This is a genomic window from Paenibacillus sp. CAU 1782, from assembly GCF_054551715.1.
On the sequence record NZ_JBTOLL010000029.1, the window covers coordinates 21131 to 42962 of the forward strand.

Consider the following 21832-nt stretch of genomic DNA (forward strand, 5'->3'; position numbering starts at 1 on the left):
CTTGAACTGCAACCTGTGGGTTTCACCCTTTCGGGATCGCTCACCGTTCTACCAGCAAATATTGAACTACGGAATCTCATAATAGTATAGCGGCCCTCTCAGGCGAATGGATAAAGGGCCGCAGGAAGTGACGTGGACAACGACTGCGCATACAGCTATCGGTTGTCCATGCGTCAGTTTCCTATATTGCTATTATACGGTGCGGTTTGGCTCATTTGGTTGCAAAAAGTTGCATTATGCCGATATACCTTTCCATTTGCCGTCAACGTCAAACATATGGTCAAAAGTGGTTATCTCCAATTCTTCGTGTCCCAATGGCTGGAGCGCTACAACCAAACGCCGGATTGCTTCCTTGTGCCATCTGGTCACTGTACTTTTGTCCTTATGGATCACGCTTGCTATTTCATTTAGCGTCAGCGTATTGCGGTCAAGGTACTTCCTCATGATGATTGTTCGCTGATCGTCGCTTAATACCTCGTCCACGGCGCTTCTGACAAATCTTACAATGCGGTTATACCTATTCTGGTCCCATCCGTCAGGATCGCGTTGTGGGTCTAACAATCGGTTCGGAAGCGTTACGCGCAATCTGCCGCAATTGAATGCTGCGAATTCATAGCTACGGAAGTCTTTCAACAATTCAATGACATCATCGTGTTTCATGCCGGATTCCCCCTTATGTTAATTTGCTGGCTCGAATTTCTCATATGTGCTAGGCCCAAACGACCGATGTATACACCTGTTCGCTTCAATCCATCATGAATGACTGAGCCGAACGTTATAAACTTCCGTGCTTCTCCATCTTCACGCCACCAATCGCCTTTATTGAGTGCCCAACCCAACACTAATGCATGCTTTCCTTTTCCGCCAAAGTAGATGTATGACATTCTGACCTTTTGACTTGTCATCACTTTCGATCCTATTTTGATGGGTATCACCCCTTTTGATAATTCAAAGGGAACCACTTTTTGCACTCAGTGAGTGTTGTGGTTCCCCTTTATGTGGTGCTATTCGCAGTATGGTTTCCCATCACTGTTTATCCTTGGTGTAATTCCAGATCCTGAAGCCATTAAATAATGGCATCCAGTTTCCTTATCGATGAAGTGCGTAATGGTTCGCCCGTTAAGATTAGTTCTTGACAATTTCTCTAAATTTGTATTTCCTCGTTCCTCAACATTACCGCCCTCAACATTACCGCATGCCGTCATGATCAATACTGACAAAAATATTAATGTAGTTGTAAAGCATCTTTTCATTATGACTCACCTGCCGGAACGTATTCTCCGTTTACTTCTACCAGTTCGCCGCAGTCTATGGGTTCTTTAATCCATCCTAGCGGCCTTCCCACGTCTTCATCAAGAAGGTTTCTTGGTATATCCCAATTCATTAGGCAGCACCCTCCTGCAACATATCTGTAAACCCTGTAGCAAAGGCCAGCCTCTCAACCTTACGCGTTAGTTCCTCAAATTCCGCCCGCGTAACTGTCTCTCCTGCCATTTCCACACCAGTGTTCCCTTCAGCCAATCCGTGCTCCGTTTCGGGAAACTGCAATGTTGGTACTTCTATGCCTTGCTCCAGAGTCTCAGCAGCCAACCTTTCCGCTTCTGCCTGCGCCAGCTCCTGGCGAAATCGTTCGGCCTCTTCCGGCGTTTCTTCGCGGTATTTACCAAGCTCCAGCCACGATATTTCAACTTCTTCACCTGTTGCCGAAAGGTTAGCAATATACGTTTTACGGTTGAACTCGTCCTTCCAGCGTTTGTTGTAGATACCTGGCTTGGCGGCGTTGATGCGGCGGATAAGCTCTTTTGGATCAACCTGTTCAGCTTGCGGAGAAGCCGTTGGACGCGATTCCAGTTGCTTCCGCAGGGATTCGTTGTCCTTTGTCAGGCGTTCAATTTCAGCCTTCGCTTCCGCCAACTGTTCACCTGCTGCATTGCGTTTGGATTCGATATCCTCTTTATCCCTACGAAGAGATTCATAGGCTAATTCAATGGCCTGTAATTCCTCGACATTTCCTTTCAATTCAGAAATCTGCTCTTCCTGCGCTGCAATCTCTGATTTGTAGCTAGCAACAATGGTCGCGTGCTGCTGTGCCTGATTGCCTATATAAGTTTGCAGCCATCCCGATAATAGCTGATAGTGGTCATCGCTTGCGCACATGTCCCGCAATGCCATAACCGCGCCGTCTCCAAAGTCCAATTGTTCAAACTGTCCGGCTATGCTGTCCTGCGCTTCAACCGATGCGCTCAATTCCGCGATTCTGTTACCCAATTGCGCTGAGCGTTCCCGCAGTTCGTTATACTTTCCATGGTCAGATATTACGCCCGAACTATCCATAACAGACAATTCCATGTCCACGTTTTGCTTTTGCTCTGTAAGCGATTCAATCTCACTTTTGATCTCGTCAATTCCGCTCATATTCGCCCTCCGAATATCAATATTGTTATAGTTAATTATACTATATTTGAGTGCTTTAATCCAGCTAAAAACGTTGATTTTATGCGGTTTTCTGGTGTTTTTACTGCGTTTCATTCGCATAGGTTATCACGACAAAATAGTGTCATTCCGGCAACTCACCAAACGTCTCTTTTAACCTCGATCTCGCGTATGGTCCGGGCGATGTTCTGCCTTGTTCCCAATTATTAATCGTCGTGATTGATACGCCCAACAAAACCGACAATGTTTCACGACTCCAGTTCATTTCCTTGCGCTTATGTTTTATCCATTCCTTCACATCCATTCTAACGCCTCCATTCGCCTTATTTAGACGTTCTGATTTTATTCGCACCATTTACCCTATTTTCGTTCTATCAGTCGCCTATAACACCGTCAGGATCGTCAGAATCTATTCTGCGATACTCCCGCAACTTGCCCAGCACATAATCCGTCGATATGACCGCAATTTTCTTCTTTTTCTGCTTTTTGAGTGCTTCGTACAATTCATCAAGTGGATTCATGCGCTTCTCTCCCTCATTTCAACCTCAATTCGCGGATTATGCTTGTCCACCGCAAATTTATGCGTAATATCCCCGATCTGCTTCCAGCCGTCATTCGTCAGCTTTCCGGCTTTTTGCAGCCCGTCGAAAATGTATTTTTGCCCCGCTATGATATTGTCCTTGTCTGTGCGCTTGTCTGGCGGTATCCAGGTGATGATATAGTCACACGCCGGAAGGATAGGTATTACCGTCTTGCAGGAGTAAACCACAATTGCGATGGCTGAGTTCTTCAATTCCTCGTAGGCGTATTTGTTCCGCTTGCTGGCGTTTATCATTTCGTTAAGTGTCGGGAGCTTTCCAGGAATCGTGAATTTCATGCTACCCCTCCTTTACGATCTCTACGTTTTGCAGACAGGTTGATAGGTTGCGGCGAGACTTCACGGCCTCGATTGCGCTAGTGAAGATTCGTTTACTTTTCCAATCGCCTACTTTGATCCGGTATTCGCTCATGAGGCATCGTCACCTCCCGGGCGATATGTCCGCAAGCTATCTGCCTGCCGCTTTCTCTCCTGTGCGCTCATAAGTGGCTTACGCTTTTTTACAAACTGCACCACTGCCATTTTCTTTGTGATGGGTTTCATTTTGACCATCCCTCTCGATTATTTTATTGATGTACCACATTGCCTTCTTCAAATCCTCGACTCCGTTTTTTTGTTGCCATCTCCACAAATACTTGATTGCATTACCTGTGCATATAGCGTCAATACCTGATAAGTTAACAGTGGCAGACTCTATTGCGTCTATGCACTCTACTTTTCCTGATGTATAGTGCTGGGGGTAGTTTACATTATCATTAGTCAATCCCCACTCCCTCCCCTCATATGGGCGATAAGGGCGGCTTTGCAAATGGCTTCGGGGGCTGTATCGCCAGTTTCGATGACCTCATCCCATCCTTCTGTCGACTCTACCTCTATTTTGCAAAAGTAACAGTGACCACCCATCGTCTCGTACCTTTTCACCTTTACCTCGTTGCACTTCTCCACCACTTCCCATGCTGCGGATATGTCGGTGCTGTACTCTGGAATCGGACTCCACTTTTTACCCTGAAAATAGATGTCTATGCGTTCGTCGATTTCGCATCCCATGATTTGTGTTGCAATGAGCCTGTCTAATTCTCTCCCAGGATCCATATCCCTTATCTGCTGTTCGGTTAGCATAATAACCCTCCTAATTGGCTCTTTGAATACTTGTTATAGCAACTCCGTCCACTTTTCTTACCGTTTTAATCTGCCTGATAATTTCTTTTAGCAAGGACATCGTTGGTTTAGCACAATCCGAAGCGAAATTACCATTACCTACGCCTCCATCGGATGTCGTATATGCAAATGTGTACCAGTACCTTTTTTTCATCCCATTACCCTCCTATACGGCCCCCGTTTCACTGAGCCTATTCAGTCGATTGGTCGCCTATCGGCCTACATTGTTACGCATTACAGAAAACCATCCACACTTTACGTTTATTCCGTTGTACTTTATTGCAACCTTTATAATGCTCGCAAGCTTTCACGCCGCCACTAAAGGCACTAACATAGATGCAGGTACACTCAGTCCTTTCACTCTCTCTATCTCCAAAAGGCTTAACTACTCTTCTACCTTCTTCACGATTAATAGGGCATTCGCTTTCTAGGACATGCACTTCCTCTGTCCCTCCACCTATCGCACAACAACTTGGATTTATTTCAAGAAGTTTTTTCATCTCTTACCCCTCCTTAGTTTCTGTTCCAAACTTCGATTCAAGTTCCAAAACGTATGCTTTAACTTGCTTAACCTTCATTCCGCTGATCTTCCGGCAGTTTATTCGCATCCATTTCTTTTCCCAATGAGGCTGAAATTCTTTCTTTTGCCCATGCCGCAAACGCTGTACGAGTTATATTTCCCTGACTTCCTTTGGTTCTGTTTTTCTTTGACCCGTCGTTTACAACCTCAAATCGCAAATTATCTGACTCACCTTGCCCCGGGTACAGAACAAATTCTGCTCCCTCGGCTATCACTTTTCTGATTCGTCCTTTACCATTCCCGTATACTCCACCAACTTCAATTTCACTTTTCTTCATCCCTTACCACTCCTTAGTTTCTGTTCCAGTTTCCTTAACTCGTCCATCTTGCGTTCACGTTTCACAGGGTCAGGTTCTTTCTGTGTATCGTTGATTAGTTTGAATATTCGGTCAAATATCATGCCGCGTCTCCTTTCAACGTCAGAGTTTCAAGTTTCGCTTTCAGTTCGTCCAGCCGCGCCTTGTATCGTTTGCGCTTGATTGGATCAGTTTCAGCAGCATATAGCGCTTCTCCCTTTTCGATGCGGTCTATGGTGTCGTAGTATTCATAATTCAGCAGGAAGTGAAGTAGGTCGTGATAAGCCATGTCCAACTGATCTAGCGTTTCGATAGGCCGGCGCTTGAACATTTCGTAATGCGTTAGTGTAAGTTTTTTCCCTTTCTCTATCTCCAACAGATTTTGAAAGTGTAACATCAGATATTCCTCCGTTGTTTCAATCGGTCACACCTCCCGAATGAACTGGTATTTCTTGTGGAACTCGCAATGTATCGCACCTTCTGTAGAACCGCGCCGAACTTTCTCTTTGATCAAGTAATATTCGGAGTCAGAAGCAACGGTAATCGTTTCCCCTTCCTCGTTTTTCGTTTTCGTTGTCTTCGGCCGGAAGAAGAATAGTCCGTCGCACTCGTTCCGCATCTTCTTTGCGCCTTCAAGCTTGCCTTCGGAATTGAGCTGCGCTAGAGCGATGATTGGAATGTCCAGTTCCATAGCCATCTCCTTTAATTCCTTAACGATGGCGCTCATGATTTGATACTCCTGCATGTTCCGTACATTCTCAAGATTCATACGGCCGATGTAATCCACGATCAAAGCATCCAGTTTCCCATGCTTCCGCATTGCCCGTTTTGCCAATGACTTCGCCAATTTCGGGCTGAGGGATGGAATACGCGACACTAACAGCGGCGATTTTTTAAACTTCTCATGCCATTCTTCATATCGCATTAACTCGCCTGGAGACACTTCGCCGCGCTCAAAGTTTTGATATTCGATCCTCGTTGCCATCGCTGCCCAACGGTTAATCATCTGCACTATGTCCATTTCGGTATTGAGGTAATAGACATTACGGTTGTTGTGGTAGCTCATGATTCGAGTCAGGTTCATGGCTAGCGCCGTCTTGCCATGTCCGCTCTCTGCCGCAAACATTAGCAAGTCACCGCCGCGTAATCCGTTCAATGTGTAATCAAGGCTCTGAAATCCTACAGGAGCACCGCCCGTGGCATCGTATGAAAGCCTAATCCCATTTATCTTTCCAGGATTCTTCATGGCCTCCGTCAAAGCGGCCTTAGCCATCTCTGCGCCTTTTTGGGATGTAATCATATATTCGTCCGTCCGCTCATTGCCGGAATGTGGAATGATTGAATCTACTAAGGACTCCGCTTCCTCTTCCTCAAAATCCTGTTCGGTTAATCGCATCAACTCTTCTGCCAATTTGCGGTAACAGCGTTTTCGGTGATCCTTTCTCAAGGTAGCAAAGTCGTTATCATGGTCAATGCTTGCCATTGATTCTTCCCTTGCTTGTCCAGCGACTCCACCCAAATAGTTGAATTCGGATATGATGTCACCATACAGAGGGCGGCGGCCGCTGGTTACGTATTCTTGCATGATGCGGAAAAGGTATTGTGTTTCTTTCTCCATGAAATGTTCTTGCGTAAACTCAGCCATCAGCAATTCACAATGATCACGGTTTATAAGTGCATGTCCTAAAACGGATAATTCTTCACGTAAACCCATATGTCACCGCCTAAAGAAACTGCTCAAAACTCATACGATCCATTTCTTCTTGCTTTCGACGTTCAGCAGCTCTCACTTCTGATTCAGAAGGTAAGTCATGGTGCGCCACTTTTGACTTTGGCCCCTTGCTCCTACCATCCGTATGCCATTTCCGAAGAATACCCTCGACATAAGAAAGTTTATTTTTACCTTGCCGAGAAGCTTCTTTAATGGCATCGCACACCATAGGTTCACCGTAAAAGTCAATATTGTCTTGAATCATGTCTCTGATGGTAGGACTAATCATTCCGATGGAGTTTTGATATGTCATGAAAGCATCGACACTACTACTACTTTCTTTATCTTTATCTCTTTCTTTAATCTCTGGTGTACTTTTGTCGTACATTTGTACATCATTTGTAACAAGCAACTTCTTTTGATCCTCAACTTTTTTGCGATAGGCCCTTACTCTATCAGCTTCTGTACTGCTTTCACCGATAAAATTCTGAATATCTAGCATGTAAATAGCGCCATTATCCAAAATTTCCACAAGCCCAAATTGCTTTAAGACTTGGATCGCCTTCTCGACAACTCCGACTTTGTGACGCAATATATTAGCCAATGCATCTGGTGTGTAAGGTATGATTCCCTTAAACATCAGCCTTCCGTCATCTTTCAAACTTCGCAAATATAATTTCAAAAGTATGTTGGAGTATAAGTATCCATCAGTAAGGGCTTCAAGCATGATCATTTCGTCGCTATCAAAAAAATTTTCTTTGAGCTTCATGTAGTAATACTTTTTGTTATCTGCCATTCCTACACCGCCTTAGATTCAGCGATATCATTCCTCGCTAAGAACATGAAGTATTCCGTTCTCGTCTTGAATCCGTCATCCTTGCATTTCTGGTCAATCCGTTCAAGGAACTTTTTATCTACTCGCATTACTACGTTTGCTGTTGCTTTCATGTGATGACCTCCTTTGTTAGAAGGCCCAGAAGGGCCTGTGTTATTCCACTTCAACTTCACCGAACATTTTCTTGACTTCGAATACAAACTCGTCTTTCGTAACCTTCCCATACGTTGCGTGTGCAACTTGCCCATGCCATGTGTATCCTCCGGGCTCATACAACCGACAAACCCAGCATCCATCAATTTGCTGATTAACTATCGCTGTCAACATGTTAAAACCTCCCTGCGTAAGCTCGCCAGCACCTTGTTAAACATATTGTATCATATACTATCATACTTTTGTATATACAATTTGATTATTCAGCATAATTTTTTATAAGTGTGATACTATATGATATTAGGTGATGATAATGTCGAAACAATTTAACAAGATACGGACGGCTATAACGCTGGACCCTGAGGTTCATGAGTATATTGTGGCTTTGGCGGAAAAGGATGACCGTTCAGTTAGCCAGCAGATAAACAAGATTTTGAAAGAATACATTAAGGAGAAGGAGGGCAAATAGCGCCCTCTGCTCCTACTTTAACTGTACGGTAGGCGAGTTATTGGAGTTTGTGCCGGATTAAAATTCCCATCCATACTTATTGGCTGTTTCGCGGAACAAGGGGATTCCATAAGATCCAAAAATATCGAAATCCTCCAATCCTTCTTCAAAAATCTTGTTCCAGGAACGAACCACATAATACATTAGTTCACTTGATATTCCTCGTTGATTGAAGGCTTTTTCGGCACCGAACTCCACATCTTTTTTGAGTTGATCAATAACATTTTCACGCGTGAAAGGTACAATTTCGCGGGTAACACCTTCTTTTGGTCCATATCCGATGAGTACAAGTTGTTCATCAGTCAAAAATTGTGCAAATCGAGCGCCGAACCTATCATCAAGAAATGTTTCGTAATCTGAGTAATTGTCTAGTACCTCTTGAATTGTTTTCATCGTATTATCTCCTTTATGTTGGTTTTGCAGCGTAGCTGCCATCGAGACGACCGAACTACTTAGCGTAAGCGGAGGCCGATAAAGATCAAGTTAACCATTGTAATTGTTATGAATATAGTCATTAGCAATACAAAACGAGGATTTCTCTTAAGCTGATCATCCATCCAAAACTGAGCAGCCATAGGCAAATACTTGAGATAATCAGTCCATGGTCTCATTGTCTACTCCTATCCCCAAAGCCCTGAACGTATCATTCATTTTCATATCAGTTCCCGACCTAATGGCGTACCATCGTATTGTTTCGATTAGTACGTTCCTTTCCTCTCTTAGTTGGGATACCACCTTTTCGTTAGACTCAACGATATGGTGCAGGCGTTCTATTTCCTCTAGCAGCCATAGAACATCCGTACACATTTCATCCGATCCAGACAATCCAAACATTTTTCGATATGTCATCGTGTCGTTTACTTTTCTGCGCAGTTCCTGTATCTTCTCTTCCCTAGACTGTTCAGCCAAGCAAACCATCCTCCTCTGCGCATTCGTCGCACGTGTCATCACAGAAACTATCTTCCGGACGGAAATCCTCTCCACATAAAGCGCAAGTTTCCCATCCGTCATTTGGTTGTGTCATCTATTTCACCTTCCTCCCTCAAAGCTTGTCTATCAGTTTTTCTATTAAATCCAAAACCGTTGTAAAACTGAAAAATATAGCAACCGCCAGTATGATGAGCGCGCATCCGCATCCTTGCTTTAAATCTGGCGAACTGACTGATACACCGGATTTGTCCTCGTCTGTCATATCCCCATCACCGCCCCCTGTTGCTCCCTTGTCATCTATACCCCTCCAACTCCTTTCCAGTCCCCACACATCATGTTTCCGTGGTACGGAGGATAGTCAGGCAATATAAGTTTGTCGTGAGCCGCACAGCCTAAAGCGTTGCCTACTGTTACAAGGTTTTCGCAATTGCTGCAAATATGCGCATCTTGCTTTTTTATTGCTTTTTCTAGCAACCCGCCAGATTTGACCGCCATATTCACCCCTCCACCTTATACGGCCTCGTCTACGCCTTTATGCTGTATAGCGTAGACGGGACTGGTTCTTTGTTTCGTCGTACTGTTCATTACTCACAAAGCCCATATTGGCTTGAGCAGGATGGAACTTCTTCAAATTCGATGGATTTAATCAGATCATAATTTCGACCGCCGTAAGCAGTTTTCGACCACTCAACATTGTCGTATATTCCTTCCGCGTCTCTTCCGTTGGCCGTTGGAAAAAAGGTTGCTCCGCCTCGTTTAGATGCTTGTTTGACGATCCGTTCCCACTCTGCAATCCGGGCTATCTGATCAGGGAAACGCCTTGCTATTTCAAACAGCTCGTCCTTGCCGCAGTTTATACAGGGCATGCATCCAACCCGACCCATGCCCAGTTTGTAAAGAGGATTAGGCTCTATTCCGTGCTTACGATGCATATCGAACACATCTTTGGCCGACCATTGGAGCAACGGCCTGTAAATCTCATACCCTTCAGGCGTGTCCTCTCGTTCTGGCATCAGAGCTCGCTCACGACTTTCTGTAGCCCGGATTCCCTGCCACGAAACAACGTGCTTCCCCTCATCCAGTAAAGGTTCAAACACTTGATCAAACATCGGCCGTACCTTTAGCTCAACCGTACAAAATCGGATCTTCGTTGATGGGAAACGACCTTTCCAGATGCATAAATCAAGAAATGGATTACCAGTAGGGTGGAGCATTTCCAGCGCTGCTTGTATCACATCTTCCCCTATCCCATCGTTTCGCCATTTAGTCTGGACCGTTTCTCTCTTTCGCTCTATCTGCTGAGAGAAATCAGCATTAATGCGTTTGATCGGTCCGAGATTAGACTCCAAATACTCCAAATATTCATATGTCAACGGATGTTCGTTCCCTGTATCGTTAAATACAACGAGTGGTTTTATTCCGTCCTCCAGTGCCTTCAGCCATGTGGCCGTGCTGTCTTTTCCGCCGGATTTATTCACAACGTTGACCGTTTCCACTTTCTCACACTCCTTCGCAATATGGATCAACTATTCGGAAATACCGAATCATTCCGTATCAGGGTTTAGTTCCTTCCAGCAACTCAGAATCGACAATTTCCACTGCCGTTAAATATCCGTTGTCCGCCCACATACGGCAGCGGTCAAATGGCTCCCAGCACGCCTTTTTGCTGTTGTAGGTAACTTTTTTGGTATAAACCAAGTCGCAAAAGTCGTGAGAATATCCGCCCTGAATCAATACTTGGACATCTTGTCCGCCGTAAATCTCGCGTCCATGCTTATCCTGTAGGCCAGTATATTGACCTACTGTTGAGGGATCGACCGTAAACCGTTGTGCGTCATCATCAATTACGCAAACAATCCATGCCTGCTCTTTATACTCCCACAGGTTTCCGATTGCCCACTCACCATTATCAACCCGTCTGCCCCTGTATGGACGTTGTGTATGTTGTGTCATTGGGATTCCTCCTCGCCAGTTGTGTACACATCAACGTATTGCATTGCATCTTCCCAAATCGCTTCGAAAATCGCCTCTTGACGTTTTTCTTCATCCAATCCCTCCAAATCCTTATCGTCGATTTCAACCTCGCCTTCCCTGCAAGCGCTAGGGTATCCGATTGACAATTTCCACCTAATTATCATTACTATCATCCTCCAATAATCGTTTATAGGGCTTATACGGCCTCCGCCTGACGGCTAAGATTATTCTGTCGAGTGGAGGCCTCCGGTCTAGAACACAATTTTTCTGCATATCCGGCATTCATCGTGGTCAGGTTGCATCACAGCTTCTCCCGGGATGTAATCCCATATTTCATCAATGATTGGATGATGGCAGTTTGGCTTAAAGCGCTTAAATCGCTCATTTCTGTCAGACTCCGCATATGCACACCGCGCGCAAAAGTGTCTAGTGAATCCAATTATTCCTTCATTGACTTCATATACTTTTCGTTCGGTGTAATAGACATGCCCTTTCAAAATAGGATTACTACATGATAGGCAGCAGTTTTTAATCTTGCGTGGTGCTATATGACGCTTCATGCCGCCGCCACCGTATCGACCGAATCCACCCGAGCCGTATCGGGGTTATCTATCTTGGACATCCCTACCAGCCTCCCACTCTTTTGCTAGACCAGCTTTCCAGCACTTTTCACATACGCAATCATGTCCGATTTGCGGAAATGGGAATACGCGATCTTTTCTGTAGGGATTTCTGGTCTCCGTTCCGCATGCCTGACAATCTACCCAAATGATTTCAATAGCAGAAAGAGATGGTTCGTATTCAACCTCCACTTCAAATTCCTTTTCACATGATTGGCATTCAAAATCAAATGAGTTGCTTTCAATGTCCGTAATTTCGTTTTCAAAATCGCAATAAGGGCATTCAACCTTGTTGGACATCCCTAACCCTCCTTTATCTCATCAGGTTCAGGACATCTTCCCTCCTGATACACCCAGCAATCAACGCCGCAGCCGCCCCATATTCCTACCTTGTGACAGTCACTCGTTCCTACTGCTCCATACATCGCTTCCTCAAATCTATTAGAGAACTTGAGAGTGTCAGACATCACTAGATACCTCCCCAGGAAGATTGATTTTTGCCCAGTGCGTAACATGATCCGAGCATATCGGACTCAAGTCAGGCACATACCAGCGCGGTTCTTCGTTCTCAACTTCGTCACTAAACCACCCGATATCTACCCTATTGCCATCCGTCACAAGGTAAGCTGTTTCTTGTTCTAAGTGAGGGGGATTTGTCCGATCATACTCAATCCACTTGATCATCTGTCTTATCCTCCTCGTGAGATAGGGCTGCCCATGCATAAATCATCCCAAGCGCTTTAGCTGGGCCGGAACCGTCAACATTGCGCCATGACAGGTGCTCTGATACATCCATAAGCAGTTTCTTCATTACGGCGTTCTCTCGTTCCTTGTCTGCTATTGTCCTATTGGCTTCTTCAAGGGAATCCACCATACGCTGTAGCAATTCAGGCGCTGCGGCAATTAGTCGGGCATTTTCTTGAGCATTTTCAAATTCCAAAACCTCTGTCCTCACAGGGTCTCCTTCGTACATTTGGCAAATCCAGTTCCCGCTATTGTCAACCCCTACGGCGTCGGGAAATACAATCCACGGCCCCGGCGTAGCCTTGCTTAACGCCTCTTTAACCTCTTGCATCAACTGTGTACCCTTCATTCCTTTATCCCCTCCAAAGTCAAATCATCTATCTGCTTTATGGCTGCTAGGATTGGGTATATCTGCGCCGGCACAACTGCATTTCCCAACGCCTTGACTATATTTTCGTCCAGTTTTCGGGAAACCCCATAAGTTGCTCTACCAAAGTCGGCGGCGGATACTTTAGGCCGTGTATTTGGCGGCAATAATCGCGAAAATTGTTGTTCGGTCCTCGCCCACATCTCTCCGCAGCCTCCGGCGATCTCCCCCCCCTGTAATCGCTCGCTGTTGGAGTAGGATAGAACGAATACCCGTTCTCTTTCATGCTGCGCGTTGACAGCTCCAGCCGGAATAATAAACGGTTGCGTGGTGTAACCGAGTCTGTCCAGGTCATCAAGCACATCGTCGAGCCCCAATGAGACGTGCCCAGCAACATTTTCACCAACAAACCAAGCGGGCTTGAGTTCTTGTAATAGGCGGCTAACTTCCGGCCAGAGGTAGCGGTCATCGTCCTTGCCTTTTCGCTCCCCGGTAAGACTAAAAGGCTGGCAAGGGTATCCGGCGAAAATAGCTCTAATTGCCCCGCAGTCGATTCCATCTGATTCCATCCTTTCTTTCGATAAATCAAAAACATCATCGTATATTGGGGTGTCAGGCCAATGCTTTCTCAAGACTTTTTGCGGGTACGGCTCCCGTTCACAAAACGCCACTGTCTCTATCCCTGCCCATTCAGCAGCTAAGTCAATTCCGCCAATCCCGCTAAATAGGCTTAGTGCTTTCATGTATATCCCCTCTTTCTCCCCAGACCCTCAACAGGGCCTAATACTTATAATCCACACAATCATAATAGGCATCGTCGTGAGCGTCTTGGTCTGATATCTCGGTAATCTGCCTAGTTGTCTCGTCGTAATCAAAGGCAATATCGCATCTTGGATAATTGGAGCAGCCTACAAATGGTTTAGCCGGTTTGACGTTTCGGTTATATTTCTTCTTCAATTCGCCGCGACCACAGCGGCATTTGCTGCCTATCATTTCTTTGCCTGTTTTTTTCATGCGATTCTCTCTTTCTCCCCTGAGTAGGGGCAAACCTGATACGGCCACCGCTACGCTAAGTGTTTTCGGACGAATCGGTGGCCTTCGGCCTATGAGTTACTCTTCGCCTTCTGCTGACAATTTTGCGGCGTTCCAGTCGAACTCCCGACAAATACGTTCCTCAATCTTACGAATGTCCTCACGAAGCTCCTGTAACGTAGTAGCGGTGGATTTCATGATCTTCATTTTGATTACTTTATGAAGTGCAAAAGAGACATTTGGGAAATATCCATGAGTTTTACTTATTTCCTTTCCGCTGGCATCAAGTTTCCCGTTGTATTCCCGAATAATAAATTGCATGGAATCAGATTCGAGACATAACCGTCCTTTGATGTCGCCATTTTCATCCAAAACGTTGTCAATAAATACTTTCATGCCGTTTCATCTCCCAATAGATATTTTGTGCGATACTCTTCAAACCACTTCCGGACCGCTCTACTACTATGTGCAAGACGATGGCATTCCGGACAGACACATACGCCGTTATCAACCGTTCCAGGTCCGCCCTGGCTTCTATAGATGATGTGGTGCGGCACTGGCTCAATATAGTAGCTACCACACCGCACACAACGCCAACCGTCGCGCTCTTTGATGATTTTGATAGTCTTAGCGCTGAACTTACCCGAAACGCCTCTACGGGGCTTTAAACGGTTCTTATGCGTTTGAGATTCCTTTGTAACGCTCCGTGCTGGCTGTTTGGATAAGTCCATGGGTAGACCTCCTATGCCGGAAGACGCTGCTCGTCCAAGAACTTGATAACGTCATTCACCTTGGACATTGGCAGTTCCGTGATAGATTCAAGATTCATAGCCAGAAAGGAATTAATTGGCGCAATCGTTTCAAATCCAGCAGACCTCATTTTTGCTCGTAATAGCTTCACTTGATTTTCAGTAGCTACACGATCCTGAGACTGCCCTGTATGACCTGTACTGTATTGTCCTTGTTGTTGTGTTGGTTGCTGATTTGAACGGCTCTGCTGGCCTTGTGGAGGCAGAGAAGAGTTGTTCCCGTCATCATCGTCACCAAGCGATAATGAGAGTGCAGCAGCGTAGCTGTAACGCCTTGCATAAGTGATCGCGGAACCTGCTCCCTGCGGGTCTGTTTTAGCTGCTTGTAAGGTGAGCGGTTCAGTTTCAATCCACTCTCCTGACTCATGAATGATCATGGTACGAACAGTGATTTTATGACCATCACCGCCAGGGAATTGCATAACAGTCAAGCCGTATTTGGTGAGAATAGGTTTTGTTGAATCAATCATGTGGTCTAAAGTGGTGTATGCTGATCTGAAATGAGGATTAGTACCGTCCTTCTCGATGGGCCGAACTTCGTCGCTGAATTTAACCAGCGCCGCTGCTATCTTGCTGATCGTCTCGGATTTGTTGCACATTTTCCGTTACCTCCCGATATGTGACCTCAATTTCCTGCATATAATAGTCGCCTGGGTTAGGCGGTTTAAAATAGCCTGTCATAAGCTGCCGAAACAGATCATCATCCAGCCTCAGCGCCGCTCTAATCGTCTTTACTCGCTCAAACCGTATATCTACCGGATAACCGTCCACGTGCTTTAAAATGTACCTTCTGACGGTTTCCATTGATGTTCCCGTCCTTTCGTGGTATCATTTGGTCATAACATTTCTTCTTCATCTAATTGGCGCTCCCGAAGCGCCTTTTTGTTTGCTCAATTTCCCGTTGTAACACACGTTTACGATTGGCTAGACAAAGCATCATGATGTGTCGTTTCCCGTCCATCTTGGCTTGTCTAGCCGAATCAATGTACCGAATTTCACTTCCCACGTTATGCAGCTTCCTCCCTGATTTCCTCAAATTCAGCAGCAGATTCTTCCTTGATCATGGCCCCTACTACATCCAGCAGCTTGTAACGAATCATTTCAGCCCACATTTGCTTATCCAATCCCTGCGCTTCTTCCATCAATTCGAGTAACTGGTGAAAGGTAAACTCCAATCCGCTATTACCGTGGCCTGTCCAGCATTTCCAGCGGTCAAATGGCTCAAGCTTGTACCAATCGGGTTTAGCAAGCACTTCCTGTACTTCTTCATAAGAGTAAGGAGAATGGGAGATGTGATAATTCATTTGCGGCTTTAGGTGATCCCAATTTAGACCATGCAAGATTTCTTACCTCCTTTCCTAACATGTGGTACTTTTGGCGTAGGATAACGAAGTGATGGATGTATTGGTGGAACAGGTTGTACTTTAAGCAGCATGGCGTTCTTCCTCCTTTGAAGATAATTCTTTGTAGCAACGGTCCAGCAGTTCCATGTTAAATTCAAGGTTGCCTTTACCATTGCGGTATTCTTCCAACGTTCCATCCTTGCGGTGTTCTGCGTAATCAGATAATTCCTTTAAAATGTGATCCAGAAGTTTCGTGTCCCTCATGCTCGGCCTCCTTCAAATTCAGAAATATCAGAAAGGCGCTGAGTGATATTTTTAAGGAATAATCCTGCTTCAACTTCACCACGAGTATTTTTGATGCGGTCATGCTGTTTCCATATTTGGCTCCAGAAGTTTTCCATGCACTCCATCCTCCTTAGTCACTAATTCCAATTCCCAGCGTAGGCGCTCATTTTCCGTCTTTGCCGCACCCATTTGCGCTCTTACATAGGCGTTCCAACTGTCTACTAGGACACTCATGCGCCTTTTGCCTTTCTGCCGGACGTTTGAACATTTGCTTTATATAGAAGAGAGGCAAATTGCTTACGCATCCGTTCAGTTGGCTGCGTTTTTATCGTTGGGTGGTTTAGCTCTATCATGGGGTGGCCTCCTTATTTGAACTGTCGTGAATTTCAAGATGGTTAGATAACTGTCGTCAATTTGGAGATAGTTACTTCGTACGATTTTCGTACGATACTGTTATGCGTTATGCCTCTTGATCAAGCTGAGAACGGTCATTCCGCTTTTGCATCATCCGAGCTATATAATCGAAGCCTTTTGCCGTAACCCGCGTTGCCGGGTCGTTTGTGATCGTATCGCCGCTTGTCCGAGGTCTTTCGACTACTTTGAAGTATCCAGAATCCAGGAATCGTTGATATGGCATTGTAGAACCCGGCATGATGATCTTCTCTTCACGAAGAATGTTATAAAGGCGAGTCCGTCCAGTGTTGAGCGATTTCGCAACTTCCTGCATCGACATTGTGTTATGAGCCGATATAGCGAGGTTGTAGATAGCAACCGGCGCTTCCTGATCTTTTAATTTCTTTTCCTGTTCCGCCTTCTCGATGGCTAAACGTTCATTATCAGCAGCAATCCGTTCGTTCTCGGCCACTTTCTCGGCTAACATGAAGAGTGATTCAGAAAATGTTTGCGGAAGTTGAAACTTTGGTTTGTTTAACTCTTCACGCATCCTCTTGAATTCTTCAAGGAAGCGAACCTTCATTTTCATTGCTTCTGCTGTTACGTATGACATGGCTACAATTGCAAATGCATCTTCTGTCATGTCAACTTTCGGGTACCATTGCTTGTTTTGCGGATGCTGGTACTGGGTGTGCTGAAAGTTCAGCGCCCCCCATTCTTTCTCTCCAGCTTCAATAAGTTTTGAAATTTGATTTTCAATGTCTGCCATAACGTTCCGATGTTCTTTGCCAAACACTTCAGCCACTGTCAGGCTATCCGTCACTGGCCTGTTGTTTTCGATGAATACCAGTTTCATTTTCATTCCCCTTTCAAATAATTTATTAATGAAGTAAAATACTTTTGTACTACATGTAGTACTTAGGCGCAAAACAAATCGCCTAGCGGCCTGTTGAAATACCTAGATAGTTTCGTCATAACAACAGCAGATGGTGTCCCGCCATCCAATATCCTGTATATTGTCGACCTGGAAACACCAGTGTCTTTGGATAGTTTGGACGGACTTACATTATTGGACTTCATCATGAATTCTAAATTGTTCTTCATTCGGCATCTCCTTTCTTGTACTATTTGTTGTACAAACCAAATGTACTACAGATAGTACACGTTGTCAACTATGTAATCCATAATTATTTGATTTAATTTGTTATCTTTGTACTACAATATTGTATGACATGTAGAACGAATAATAAGAAGGTGATTTTTATTGTACGAGATTAATAGGTTTTTGAGAGAATTAAGAAATACAAGAAAGTTAACGCTGAGAGAAGCATCAGAAAAAAGTGGCCTTAGTCATTCTTATATCAGCTCATTAGAAAATGGGAAACATCCCAAAACGAAAGCCCCAATCATGCCATCTCCAGATAGTTTGAAGAGGCTAGCCGAGGCTTACAATTATGAGTATGAGGAATTAATGAAGACTGCCGGTCATATCGAAAGGGGCGAAGAATCAAACGAGGACATATTACCTAAGAGAAATCAAGAATTTGTGATTAAGGAAATTGTAGAGAAGTACAATGTGGATTTAGATGAGCCAGGCGCAAAAGAGAAATTGGAGCAAATTATTCAGATTGTTTTTGGTGATATGAAGAAGAAATAGACTTTTCAATAAATAAAATGAGTTCATGAACATTTGTGCTTTTCAAAGATTTTAATTCATCTAGAATCTCCTTGACATCTTTCTCTTTTGTCACGAATCATCACCCCAATGTACAAGTATTGTGTACAACAATGATAGCATATCACTCTACATAAAGGAACGTATGTTCTGTTTCAGAAGAAAAAAATAATAAGGTGGCACGGACATGGAGTTTACACCCGTCCGCTGCCGCATACCAGATTTGTTGGCCCGTATAGGTAAGGATCAGCAGTGGCTTGCAGATGTTACCGGGAAAGGCCCGCAAAAAATCTCCGATTATGTTAACTTGAGAACAATTATGAACCTCAGAACAGCTATGCTGTTTGCATATTTCCTCAAGTGCGGTATCGAAGACCTTTATGTATGGCGGCAGCAGAAGTAGCATTTATGCTGCTTCGACGGGAGGATTACACGAAATCGTGTAATCAACAACGGACTTCTTAAAGCGATTACAGAGCCATTGTACGACATAGTTTCACGTGGTGCAATCGTCCTTTCGACTTGTTTCTATTATATTATGAGAATTCTGTTAGATGTGTCGAAATTTGACGTCCATAACAGGGGTGAGATGGAGTTATACCCCCATTGACATTGTACTATATTGTCGAATTAGAGTTTTTTGTTTATGTATAATTTTTGTCCGCACACAAAAATGATCAATGTACCGCAATCTACAGGTTGTTTTTCAGCAATCCTTCGTTCATTTATGACCGTTGATTTTCCGTGCTTTACGAATCCATACCGTCTATAGGCCATGGCAAGCTCGTTAAGGGTATGGACAGCCATATATGATCCGTACGGAGTATGATATACAGGTATTTTTGCGGAGTGGTTGGTGGGCCTATAGAGGTCTATATAGTTTACGATTTCAGGGGGAAATTCAAAGAAATCTGTTTCGTCACCAACGCGGTCAAATAATTTTATGCCCATAATCATACCGACACATCCTTTTATGTAAAGTATTTCCTTGGATGTGCCGATAACATACATATCTCATTATAGGAGTGTGCGAATATGAAGAAGAAGGTTATACTGCTTGCAGTAGCTTTAATGCTGGTGGCAACAGGCGTTGTGAGCGCAGCGGCTAATTGGGGTAAGTTTGAGGGGTACAATATTGTTAAGTTGGTCATTAATGGTAAGGAAGTAGTTCCGAAAGATACGCCTCCCGTAATTCTTAAAGGACGGACGATGGTTCCGCTTTCGATGTTAAAAGAAGCTGGCATAGAAGCTACATGGGATTCTGAAACGTATACTGTAAATATTAAAACAGATTCCACCGCCGGAGTGACAGAAAAAGACATTACTCAACTAAAGATGCTATTTTTGGCTTCTGACCATTATAAAAGTATTGAATCTCTTGGAAAATCTTTATCTAGTTTACCAAACTCATTCAGTCTTGCTTTCCAAGAAATAAATAACAAAGGCACTAGCACTTATATAGATACCGCTTATAAACACCTAAATGGGTATATGGACATATATAACGATGAAGTAGAATACCACAACGGAGCAAAACAAAGCTTTACCGATATTGGGATAAACATGGATAAGGCAAGTTTAATATTGAACCACTATTTTGATGCAATAGAATACTATAAAACTTCGATAGATTATTTAGAACTATATTCGATAACACGAAACCCATCACATTTCGATATATACTTAGATAACGCAGCAGATGGATTCGATGCAGTACACGACGGACTAAATCTTGTGCAGCCCGAATACTTGAAGTTAAAGCGCCAGATTATTGAATACTAAATACTTAGCTCCCACAACCTGGGGGCTTTTCTATTTCTCCCATCACCGTATAATAGAGATACTAAAGTCCTGGAGGTAACGTATGAGAACAGCTATTTATGTGCGGGTATCTACGAATATGCAGGTTGAAGATGGGTATTCACTGGACGGCCAGATAGAACGATGCAAAGCTTATTGCCTCTCTCAAGGATGGGAAGTAATCGAGGTTTATATAGAAGAAGGCGAATCGGCTAAAGATTTGGAAAGGCCGGAGCTTAAACGGCTCATGGATGCTGCTGAGAATAACCATTTTGACGTTCTACTGGTTTACAAGTTGGACAGGCTCACTAGATCGGTGCGGGACTTACACGCCATCCTAGACCGCTTTGAGCGACTAGGCATTAAATTCAGATCAGCTACAGAAGTATACGATACAACAACAGCGATGGGTAAATTGTTTATTACGATTGTGGCAGCTCTAGCAGAGTGGGAACGCGGGAACCTAGCTGAACGCGTCCGTTTTGGCATGGAGACACTTGTTCGGGATGGTAAATGGCATGGTGGTGCAGTTCCTTTCGGATATCGTTGGGATGAAGTAACGATGCACATTGTTCCAGAAGAAGAAAAGATACTACGTGAATTAAGGCGTTATTATATGGCCGGTAACGGGTTTGGAGCAACAGCTAAACATCTAAACAGTCTAGGCATGAAACGAAGGGATGGAGTAGCGTGGCAAGCAAGCGTTGTTAATTATACGCTAGATAACCCTTTCTACGCTGGAAAAATGCGATACGGAACCAAGAAAAAAGCCGGAGGATATGTAACGATAAAGAAAGAAGATCATGTTGATGTCATTTGGTCAGATACCAATTTCCCGACTATTTTCACCTGGGAAGAATATGAAGAACATATGGAACGAATCAAGCGAAGGAGATTCTACGGAACGAGCAAGAAGCACGAGTATTGGTTCTCAGGCGTTATACGCTGCGCCAGGTGCGGTCGTGGTATGATGGGCAGACCATACCGCAATAAGGACAAATGGGGCAATCCTAAGCAGTCCTACATCAATTACATCTGTTCTGGACGATCACAGTCCATGGGTTGCAATATGCCATTATTGAAGCAGTCACTAGCGGAGAAAATGATTTTGGAATACGTCAACGCCTTAAATGTAAGCACTGAGGAAATCGCGGCCAGTGCTGAAAAAGGAGAAGATCATACGGACGAAATCGAAGCGGTTCAAAAGGAACTCCGCAACGTAATGGAGCGCCGCAAGAAGTGGCAATACATGTTTGCGGAAGAACTCATGTCTGAGGTTGATTTTAGGGAGCGGAAGCGTGAGGAAGATGAGAAGGAACGAATCCTTCGAGATCATATTGAGTCATTAAAGGCTGCGGATATCGGAATGAACGGCTCTAACCTGACTACGTTGCGTTCATTTTCGGAGTTATGGACGGACATTGACGATGGCGCTAAAAAAGAAATGATGCAAACTGTATTTAGCAATATTTATTTTGAGTGCGATGTAGCAAACGGCCGGGAGCATTCGAAGAAAGGAAAGTCGCTCCCATTTCGGATTACAGAGGTAAATTTCAATTAATCATATACATTTCATTCAATACGGGAA

43 protein-coding genes and 1 pseudogene are annotated in these 21832 nt (G+C 44.3%); 6 read left to right on the forward strand and 38 right to left on the reverse strand.

The window, feature by feature from the left end; genetic code table 11:
- Positions 1–234: 234 nt before the first annotated feature.
- From ACX93W_RS26690 to ACX93W_RS26775, 18 genes are all read right to left on the reverse strand, one after another.
- Positions 235–660, reverse strand: a complete 426-nt coding sequence (locus ACX93W_RS26690; RefSeq protein WP_459395414.1) for a sigma-70 RNA polymerase sigma factor region 4 domain-containing protein — start codon at positions 658–660, stop codon at positions 235–237.
- 344 nt (positions 661–1004) lie between these two features.
- On the reverse strand, positions 1005–1253 hold the full coding sequence (locus ACX93W_RS26695; protein ID WP_459395415.1) for a DUF6440 family protein: 249 nt from the start codon (positions 1251–1253) through the stop codon (positions 1005–1007).
- Positions 1253–1384 (reverse strand): hypothetical protein, encoded by a 132-nt coding sequence (locus tag ACX93W_RS26700; protein ID WP_459395416.1) that lies wholly within the window; start codon positions 1382–1384, stop codon positions 1253–1255. The genes ACX93W_RS26695 and ACX93W_RS26700 overlap by 1 nt, the downstream gene beginning before the upstream one ends.
- Positions 1384–2415 (reverse strand): hypothetical protein, encoded by a 1032-nt coding sequence (locus ACX93W_RS26705; RefSeq protein ID WP_459395417.1) that lies wholly within the window; start codon positions 2413–2415, stop codon positions 1384–1386. Before ACX93W_RS26705 ends, ACX93W_RS26700 begins: the two co-directional genes overlap by 1 nt.
- Positions 2416–2557: 142 nt before the next feature.
- The gene (locus tag ACX93W_RS26710) at positions 2558–2737 is read right to left on the reverse strand and encodes a helix-turn-helix domain-containing protein (protein WP_459395418.1); all 180 of its coding nucleotides are present in this window, start codon (positions 2735–2737) and stop codon (positions 2558–2560) included.
- 70 nt (positions 2738–2807) lie between these two features.
- Positions 2808–2954: a hypothetical protein gene (locus tag ACX93W_RS26715; protein ID WP_459395419.1), complete on the reverse strand. Its 147-nt coding sequence runs from the start codon at positions 2952–2954 to the stop codon at positions 2808–2810.
- Positions 2951–3310 carry a RusA family crossover junction endodeoxyribonuclease gene (locus tag ACX93W_RS26720; RefSeq protein ID WP_459395420.1) on the reverse strand — a complete coding sequence of 120 codons (360 nt, stop codon included), beginning with the start codon at positions 3308–3310 and terminating at the stop codon, positions 2951–2953. The genes ACX93W_RS26715 and ACX93W_RS26720 overlap by 4 nt, the downstream gene beginning before the upstream one ends.
- A 1-nt stretch (position 3311) precedes the next feature.
- A complete protein-coding gene (locus tag ACX93W_RS26725) occupies positions 3312–3443 on the reverse strand; it encodes a hypothetical protein (RefSeq protein WP_459395421.1) in 132 nt (43 codons plus the stop codon).
- Between the two features lie 78 nt (positions 3444–3521).
- A complete protein-coding gene (locus ACX93W_RS26730; protein ID WP_459395422.1) occupies positions 3522–3794 on the reverse strand; it encodes a DUF3310 domain-containing protein in 273 nt (90 codons plus the stop codon).
- Positions 3791–4150 carry a BC1872 family protein gene (locus tag ACX93W_RS26735; protein ID WP_459395423.1) on the reverse strand — a complete coding sequence of 120 codons (360 nt, stop codon included), beginning with the start codon at positions 4148–4150 and terminating at the stop codon, positions 3791–3793. The genes ACX93W_RS26730 and ACX93W_RS26735 overlap by 4 nt, the downstream gene beginning before the upstream one ends.
- 10 nt (positions 4151–4160) lie before the next feature.
- On the reverse strand, positions 4161–4343 hold the full coding sequence (locus ACX93W_RS26740) for a hypothetical protein (RefSeq protein WP_459395424.1): 183 nt from the start codon (positions 4341–4343) through the stop codon (positions 4161–4163).
- Positions 4344–4416: 73 nt separating this feature from the next.
- On the reverse strand, positions 4417–4689 hold the full coding sequence (locus tag ACX93W_RS26745) for a hypothetical protein (protein WP_459395425.1): 273 nt from the start codon (positions 4687–4689) through the stop codon (positions 4417–4419).
- A 67-nt stretch (positions 4690–4756) separates the two neighbouring features.
- Complete coding sequence (locus ACX93W_RS26750) at positions 4757–5047, reverse strand: hypothetical protein (protein ID WP_459395426.1); 291 nt, start codon at positions 5045–5047, stop codon at positions 4757–4759.
- Positions 5048–5165: 118 nt separating this feature from the next.
- Positions 5166–5462, reverse strand: coding sequence for a hypothetical protein (locus ACX93W_RS26755; protein WP_459395427.1), 297 nt, complete (start codon positions 5460–5462; stop codon positions 5166–5168).
- Positions 5463–5489: 27 nt separating this feature from the next.
- Positions 5490–6779: a DnaB-like helicase C-terminal domain-containing protein gene (locus tag ACX93W_RS26760; protein ID WP_459395428.1), complete on the reverse strand. Its 1290-nt coding sequence runs from the start codon at positions 6777–6779 to the stop codon at positions 5490–5492.
- 10 nt (positions 6780–6789) lie between these two features.
- Entirely contained in the window at positions 6790–7572 is a 783-nt protein-coding gene (locus ACX93W_RS26765) for a phage replisome organizer N-terminal domain-containing protein (RefSeq protein ID WP_459395429.1), read from the reverse strand.
- Positions 7573–7574: 2 nt separating this feature from the next.
- A complete protein-coding gene (locus ACX93W_RS26770) occupies positions 7575–7724 on the reverse strand; it encodes a hypothetical protein (RefSeq protein ID WP_459395430.1) in 150 nt (49 codons plus the stop codon).
- A 40-nt stretch (positions 7725–7764) separates the two neighbouring features.
- Entirely contained in the window at positions 7765–7938 is a 174-nt protein-coding gene (locus ACX93W_RS26775; RefSeq protein WP_459395431.1) for a hypothetical protein, read from the reverse strand.
- Between the two features lie 139 nt (positions 7939–8077).
- On the opposite strand from ACX93W_RS26775, the gene ACX93W_RS26780 reads away from it, so the two are divergent.
- Entirely contained in the window at positions 8078–8233 is a 156-nt protein-coding gene (locus ACX93W_RS26780) for a ribbon-helix-helix domain-containing protein (protein ID WP_459395432.1), read from the forward strand.
- 1 nt (position 8234) lies between these two features.
- A pseudogene (locus ACX93W_RS26785) lies at positions 8235–8294 on the forward strand (helix-turn-helix domain-containing protein); the annotation flags it as partial.
- Here the strand turns inward: ACX93W_RS26785 and ACX93W_RS26790 are convergent.
- The 19 genes from ACX93W_RS26790 to ACX93W_RS26880 form a co-directional block, all read right to left on the reverse strand.
- Positions 8291–8665 (reverse strand): hypothetical protein, encoded by a 375-nt coding sequence (locus tag ACX93W_RS26790; protein ID WP_459395433.1) that lies wholly within the window; start codon positions 8663–8665, stop codon positions 8291–8293. The pseudogene ACX93W_RS26785 and the gene ACX93W_RS26790 sit on opposite strands and share 4 nt — an antisense overlap.
- Positions 8666–8866: 201 nt before the next feature.
- On the reverse strand, positions 8867–9181 hold the full coding sequence (locus tag ACX93W_RS26795; RefSeq protein ID WP_459395434.1) for a hypothetical protein: 315 nt from the start codon (positions 9179–9181) through the stop codon (positions 8867–8869).
- Between the two features lie 605 nt (positions 9182–9786).
- Positions 9787–10698, reverse strand: coding sequence for a phosphoadenosine phosphosulfate reductase domain-containing protein (locus ACX93W_RS26800; protein WP_459395435.1), 912 nt, complete (start codon positions 10696–10698; stop codon positions 9787–9789).
- Between the two features lie 58 nt (positions 10699–10756).
- Positions 10757–11155, reverse strand: a complete 399-nt coding sequence (locus ACX93W_RS26805) for a YopX family protein (RefSeq protein ID WP_459395436.1) — start codon at positions 11153–11155, stop codon at positions 10757–10759.
- Complete coding sequence (locus ACX93W_RS26810) at positions 11152–11340, reverse strand: DUF7167 family protein (protein ID WP_459395437.1); 189 nt, start codon at positions 11338–11340, stop codon at positions 11152–11154. The genes ACX93W_RS26805 and ACX93W_RS26810 overlap by 4 nt, the downstream gene beginning before the upstream one ends.
- A 441-nt stretch (positions 11341–11781) precedes the next feature.
- A complete protein-coding gene (locus ACX93W_RS26815) occupies positions 11782–12096 on the reverse strand; it encodes a hypothetical protein (protein WP_459395438.1) in 315 nt (104 codons plus the stop codon).
- Positions 12097–12255: 159 nt separating this feature from the next.
- On the reverse strand, positions 12256–12480 hold the full coding sequence (locus ACX93W_RS26820) for a hypothetical protein (RefSeq protein ID WP_459395439.1): 225 nt from the start codon (positions 12478–12480) through the stop codon (positions 12256–12258).
- Entirely contained in the window at positions 12464–12889 is a 426-nt protein-coding gene (locus tag ACX93W_RS26825; protein WP_459395440.1) for a hypothetical protein, read from the reverse strand. Before ACX93W_RS26825 ends, ACX93W_RS26820 begins: the two co-directional genes overlap by 17 nt.
- Positions 12886–13650, reverse strand: coding sequence for a DNA cytosine methyltransferase (locus tag ACX93W_RS26830; protein ID WP_459395441.1), 765 nt, complete (start codon positions 13648–13650; stop codon positions 12886–12888). The genes ACX93W_RS26825 and ACX93W_RS26830 overlap by 4 nt, the downstream gene beginning before the upstream one ends.
- Positions 13651–13687: 37 nt before the next feature.
- On the reverse strand, positions 13688–13921 hold the full coding sequence (locus ACX93W_RS26835) for a hypothetical protein (protein WP_459395442.1): 234 nt from the start codon (positions 13919–13921) through the stop codon (positions 13688–13690).
- A gap of 96 nt (positions 13922–14017) precedes the next feature.
- Entirely contained in the window at positions 14018–14335 is a 318-nt protein-coding gene (locus ACX93W_RS26840) for a hypothetical protein (protein WP_459395443.1), read from the reverse strand.
- The gene (locus tag ACX93W_RS26845) at positions 14332–14670 is read right to left on the reverse strand and encodes an HNH endonuclease (RefSeq protein WP_459395444.1); all 339 of its coding nucleotides are present in this window, start codon (positions 14668–14670) and stop codon (positions 14332–14334) included. Before ACX93W_RS26845 ends, ACX93W_RS26840 begins: the two co-directional genes overlap by 4 nt.
- Before the next feature lie 11 nt (positions 14671–14681).
- Positions 14682–15347, reverse strand: coding sequence for an ERF family protein (locus tag ACX93W_RS26850; RefSeq protein WP_459395445.1), 666 nt, complete (start codon positions 15345–15347; stop codon positions 14682–14684).
- Positions 15298–15552: a hypothetical protein gene (locus ACX93W_RS26855; RefSeq protein WP_459395446.1), complete on the reverse strand. Its 255-nt coding sequence runs from the start codon at positions 15550–15552 to the stop codon at positions 15298–15300. The genes ACX93W_RS26850 and ACX93W_RS26855 overlap by 50 nt, the downstream gene beginning before the upstream one ends.
- A 203-nt stretch (positions 15553–15755) precedes the next feature.
- Positions 15756–16088 carry a hypothetical protein gene (locus ACX93W_RS26860; RefSeq protein ID WP_459395447.1) on the reverse strand — a complete coding sequence of 111 codons (333 nt, stop codon included), beginning with the start codon at positions 16086–16088 and terminating at the stop codon, positions 15756–15758.
- Between the two features lie 84 nt (positions 16089–16172).
- Positions 16173–16355, reverse strand: a complete 183-nt coding sequence (locus ACX93W_RS26865; protein WP_459395448.1) for a hypothetical protein — start codon at positions 16353–16355, stop codon at positions 16173–16175.
- Positions 16352–16492, reverse strand: a complete 141-nt coding sequence (locus ACX93W_RS26870) for a hypothetical protein (protein ID WP_459395449.1) — start codon at positions 16490–16492, stop codon at positions 16352–16354. The genes ACX93W_RS26865 and ACX93W_RS26870 overlap by 4 nt, the downstream gene beginning before the upstream one ends.
- Positions 16493–16836: 344 nt before the next feature.
- A complete protein-coding gene (locus ACX93W_RS26875) occupies positions 16837–17625 on the reverse strand; it encodes a Rha family transcriptional regulator (protein ID WP_459395450.1) in 789 nt (262 codons plus the stop codon).
- A 62-nt stretch (positions 17626–17687) separates the two neighbouring features.
- Positions 17688–17873, reverse strand: a complete 186-nt coding sequence (locus tag ACX93W_RS26880; RefSeq protein ID WP_459395451.1) for a helix-turn-helix transcriptional regulator — start codon at positions 17871–17873, stop codon at positions 17688–17690.
- A 160-nt stretch (positions 17874–18033) separates the two neighbouring features.
- On the opposite strand from ACX93W_RS26880, the gene ACX93W_RS26885 reads away from it, so the two are divergent.
- Together ACX93W_RS26885 and ACX93W_RS26890 are read left to right on the forward strand one after the other, a co-directional pair.
- Positions 18034–18426 carry a helix-turn-helix domain-containing protein gene (locus tag ACX93W_RS26885; RefSeq protein ID WP_459395452.1) on the forward strand — a complete coding sequence of 131 codons (393 nt, stop codon included), beginning with the start codon at positions 18034–18036 and terminating at the stop codon, positions 18424–18426.
- Between the two features lie 205 nt (positions 18427–18631).
- A complete protein-coding gene (locus ACX93W_RS26890; RefSeq protein WP_459395453.1) occupies positions 18632–18847 on the forward strand; it encodes a hypothetical protein in 216 nt (71 codons plus the stop codon).
- 227 nt (positions 18848–19074) lie between these two features.
- Here the strand turns inward: ACX93W_RS26890 and ACX93W_RS26895 are convergent, their stop codons facing one another.
- Positions 19075–19401, reverse strand: coding sequence for a hypothetical protein (locus tag ACX93W_RS26895; protein WP_459395454.1), 327 nt, complete (start codon positions 19399–19401; stop codon positions 19075–19077).
- A 78-nt stretch (positions 19402–19479) separates the two neighbouring features.
- Here ACX93W_RS26895 and ACX93W_RS26900 point away from each other — a divergent pair, with 78 nt between their 5' ends.
- A complete protein-coding gene (locus tag ACX93W_RS26900; protein ID WP_459395455.1) occupies positions 19480–20226 on the forward strand; it encodes a stalk domain-containing protein in 747 nt (248 codons plus the stop codon).
- 82 nt (positions 20227–20308) lie between these two features.
- Complete coding sequence (locus ACX93W_RS26905) at positions 20309–21805, forward strand: recombinase family protein (protein ID WP_459395456.1); 1497 nt, start codon at positions 20309–20311, stop codon at positions 21803–21805.
- Positions 21806–21832: the final 27 nt, after the last annotated feature.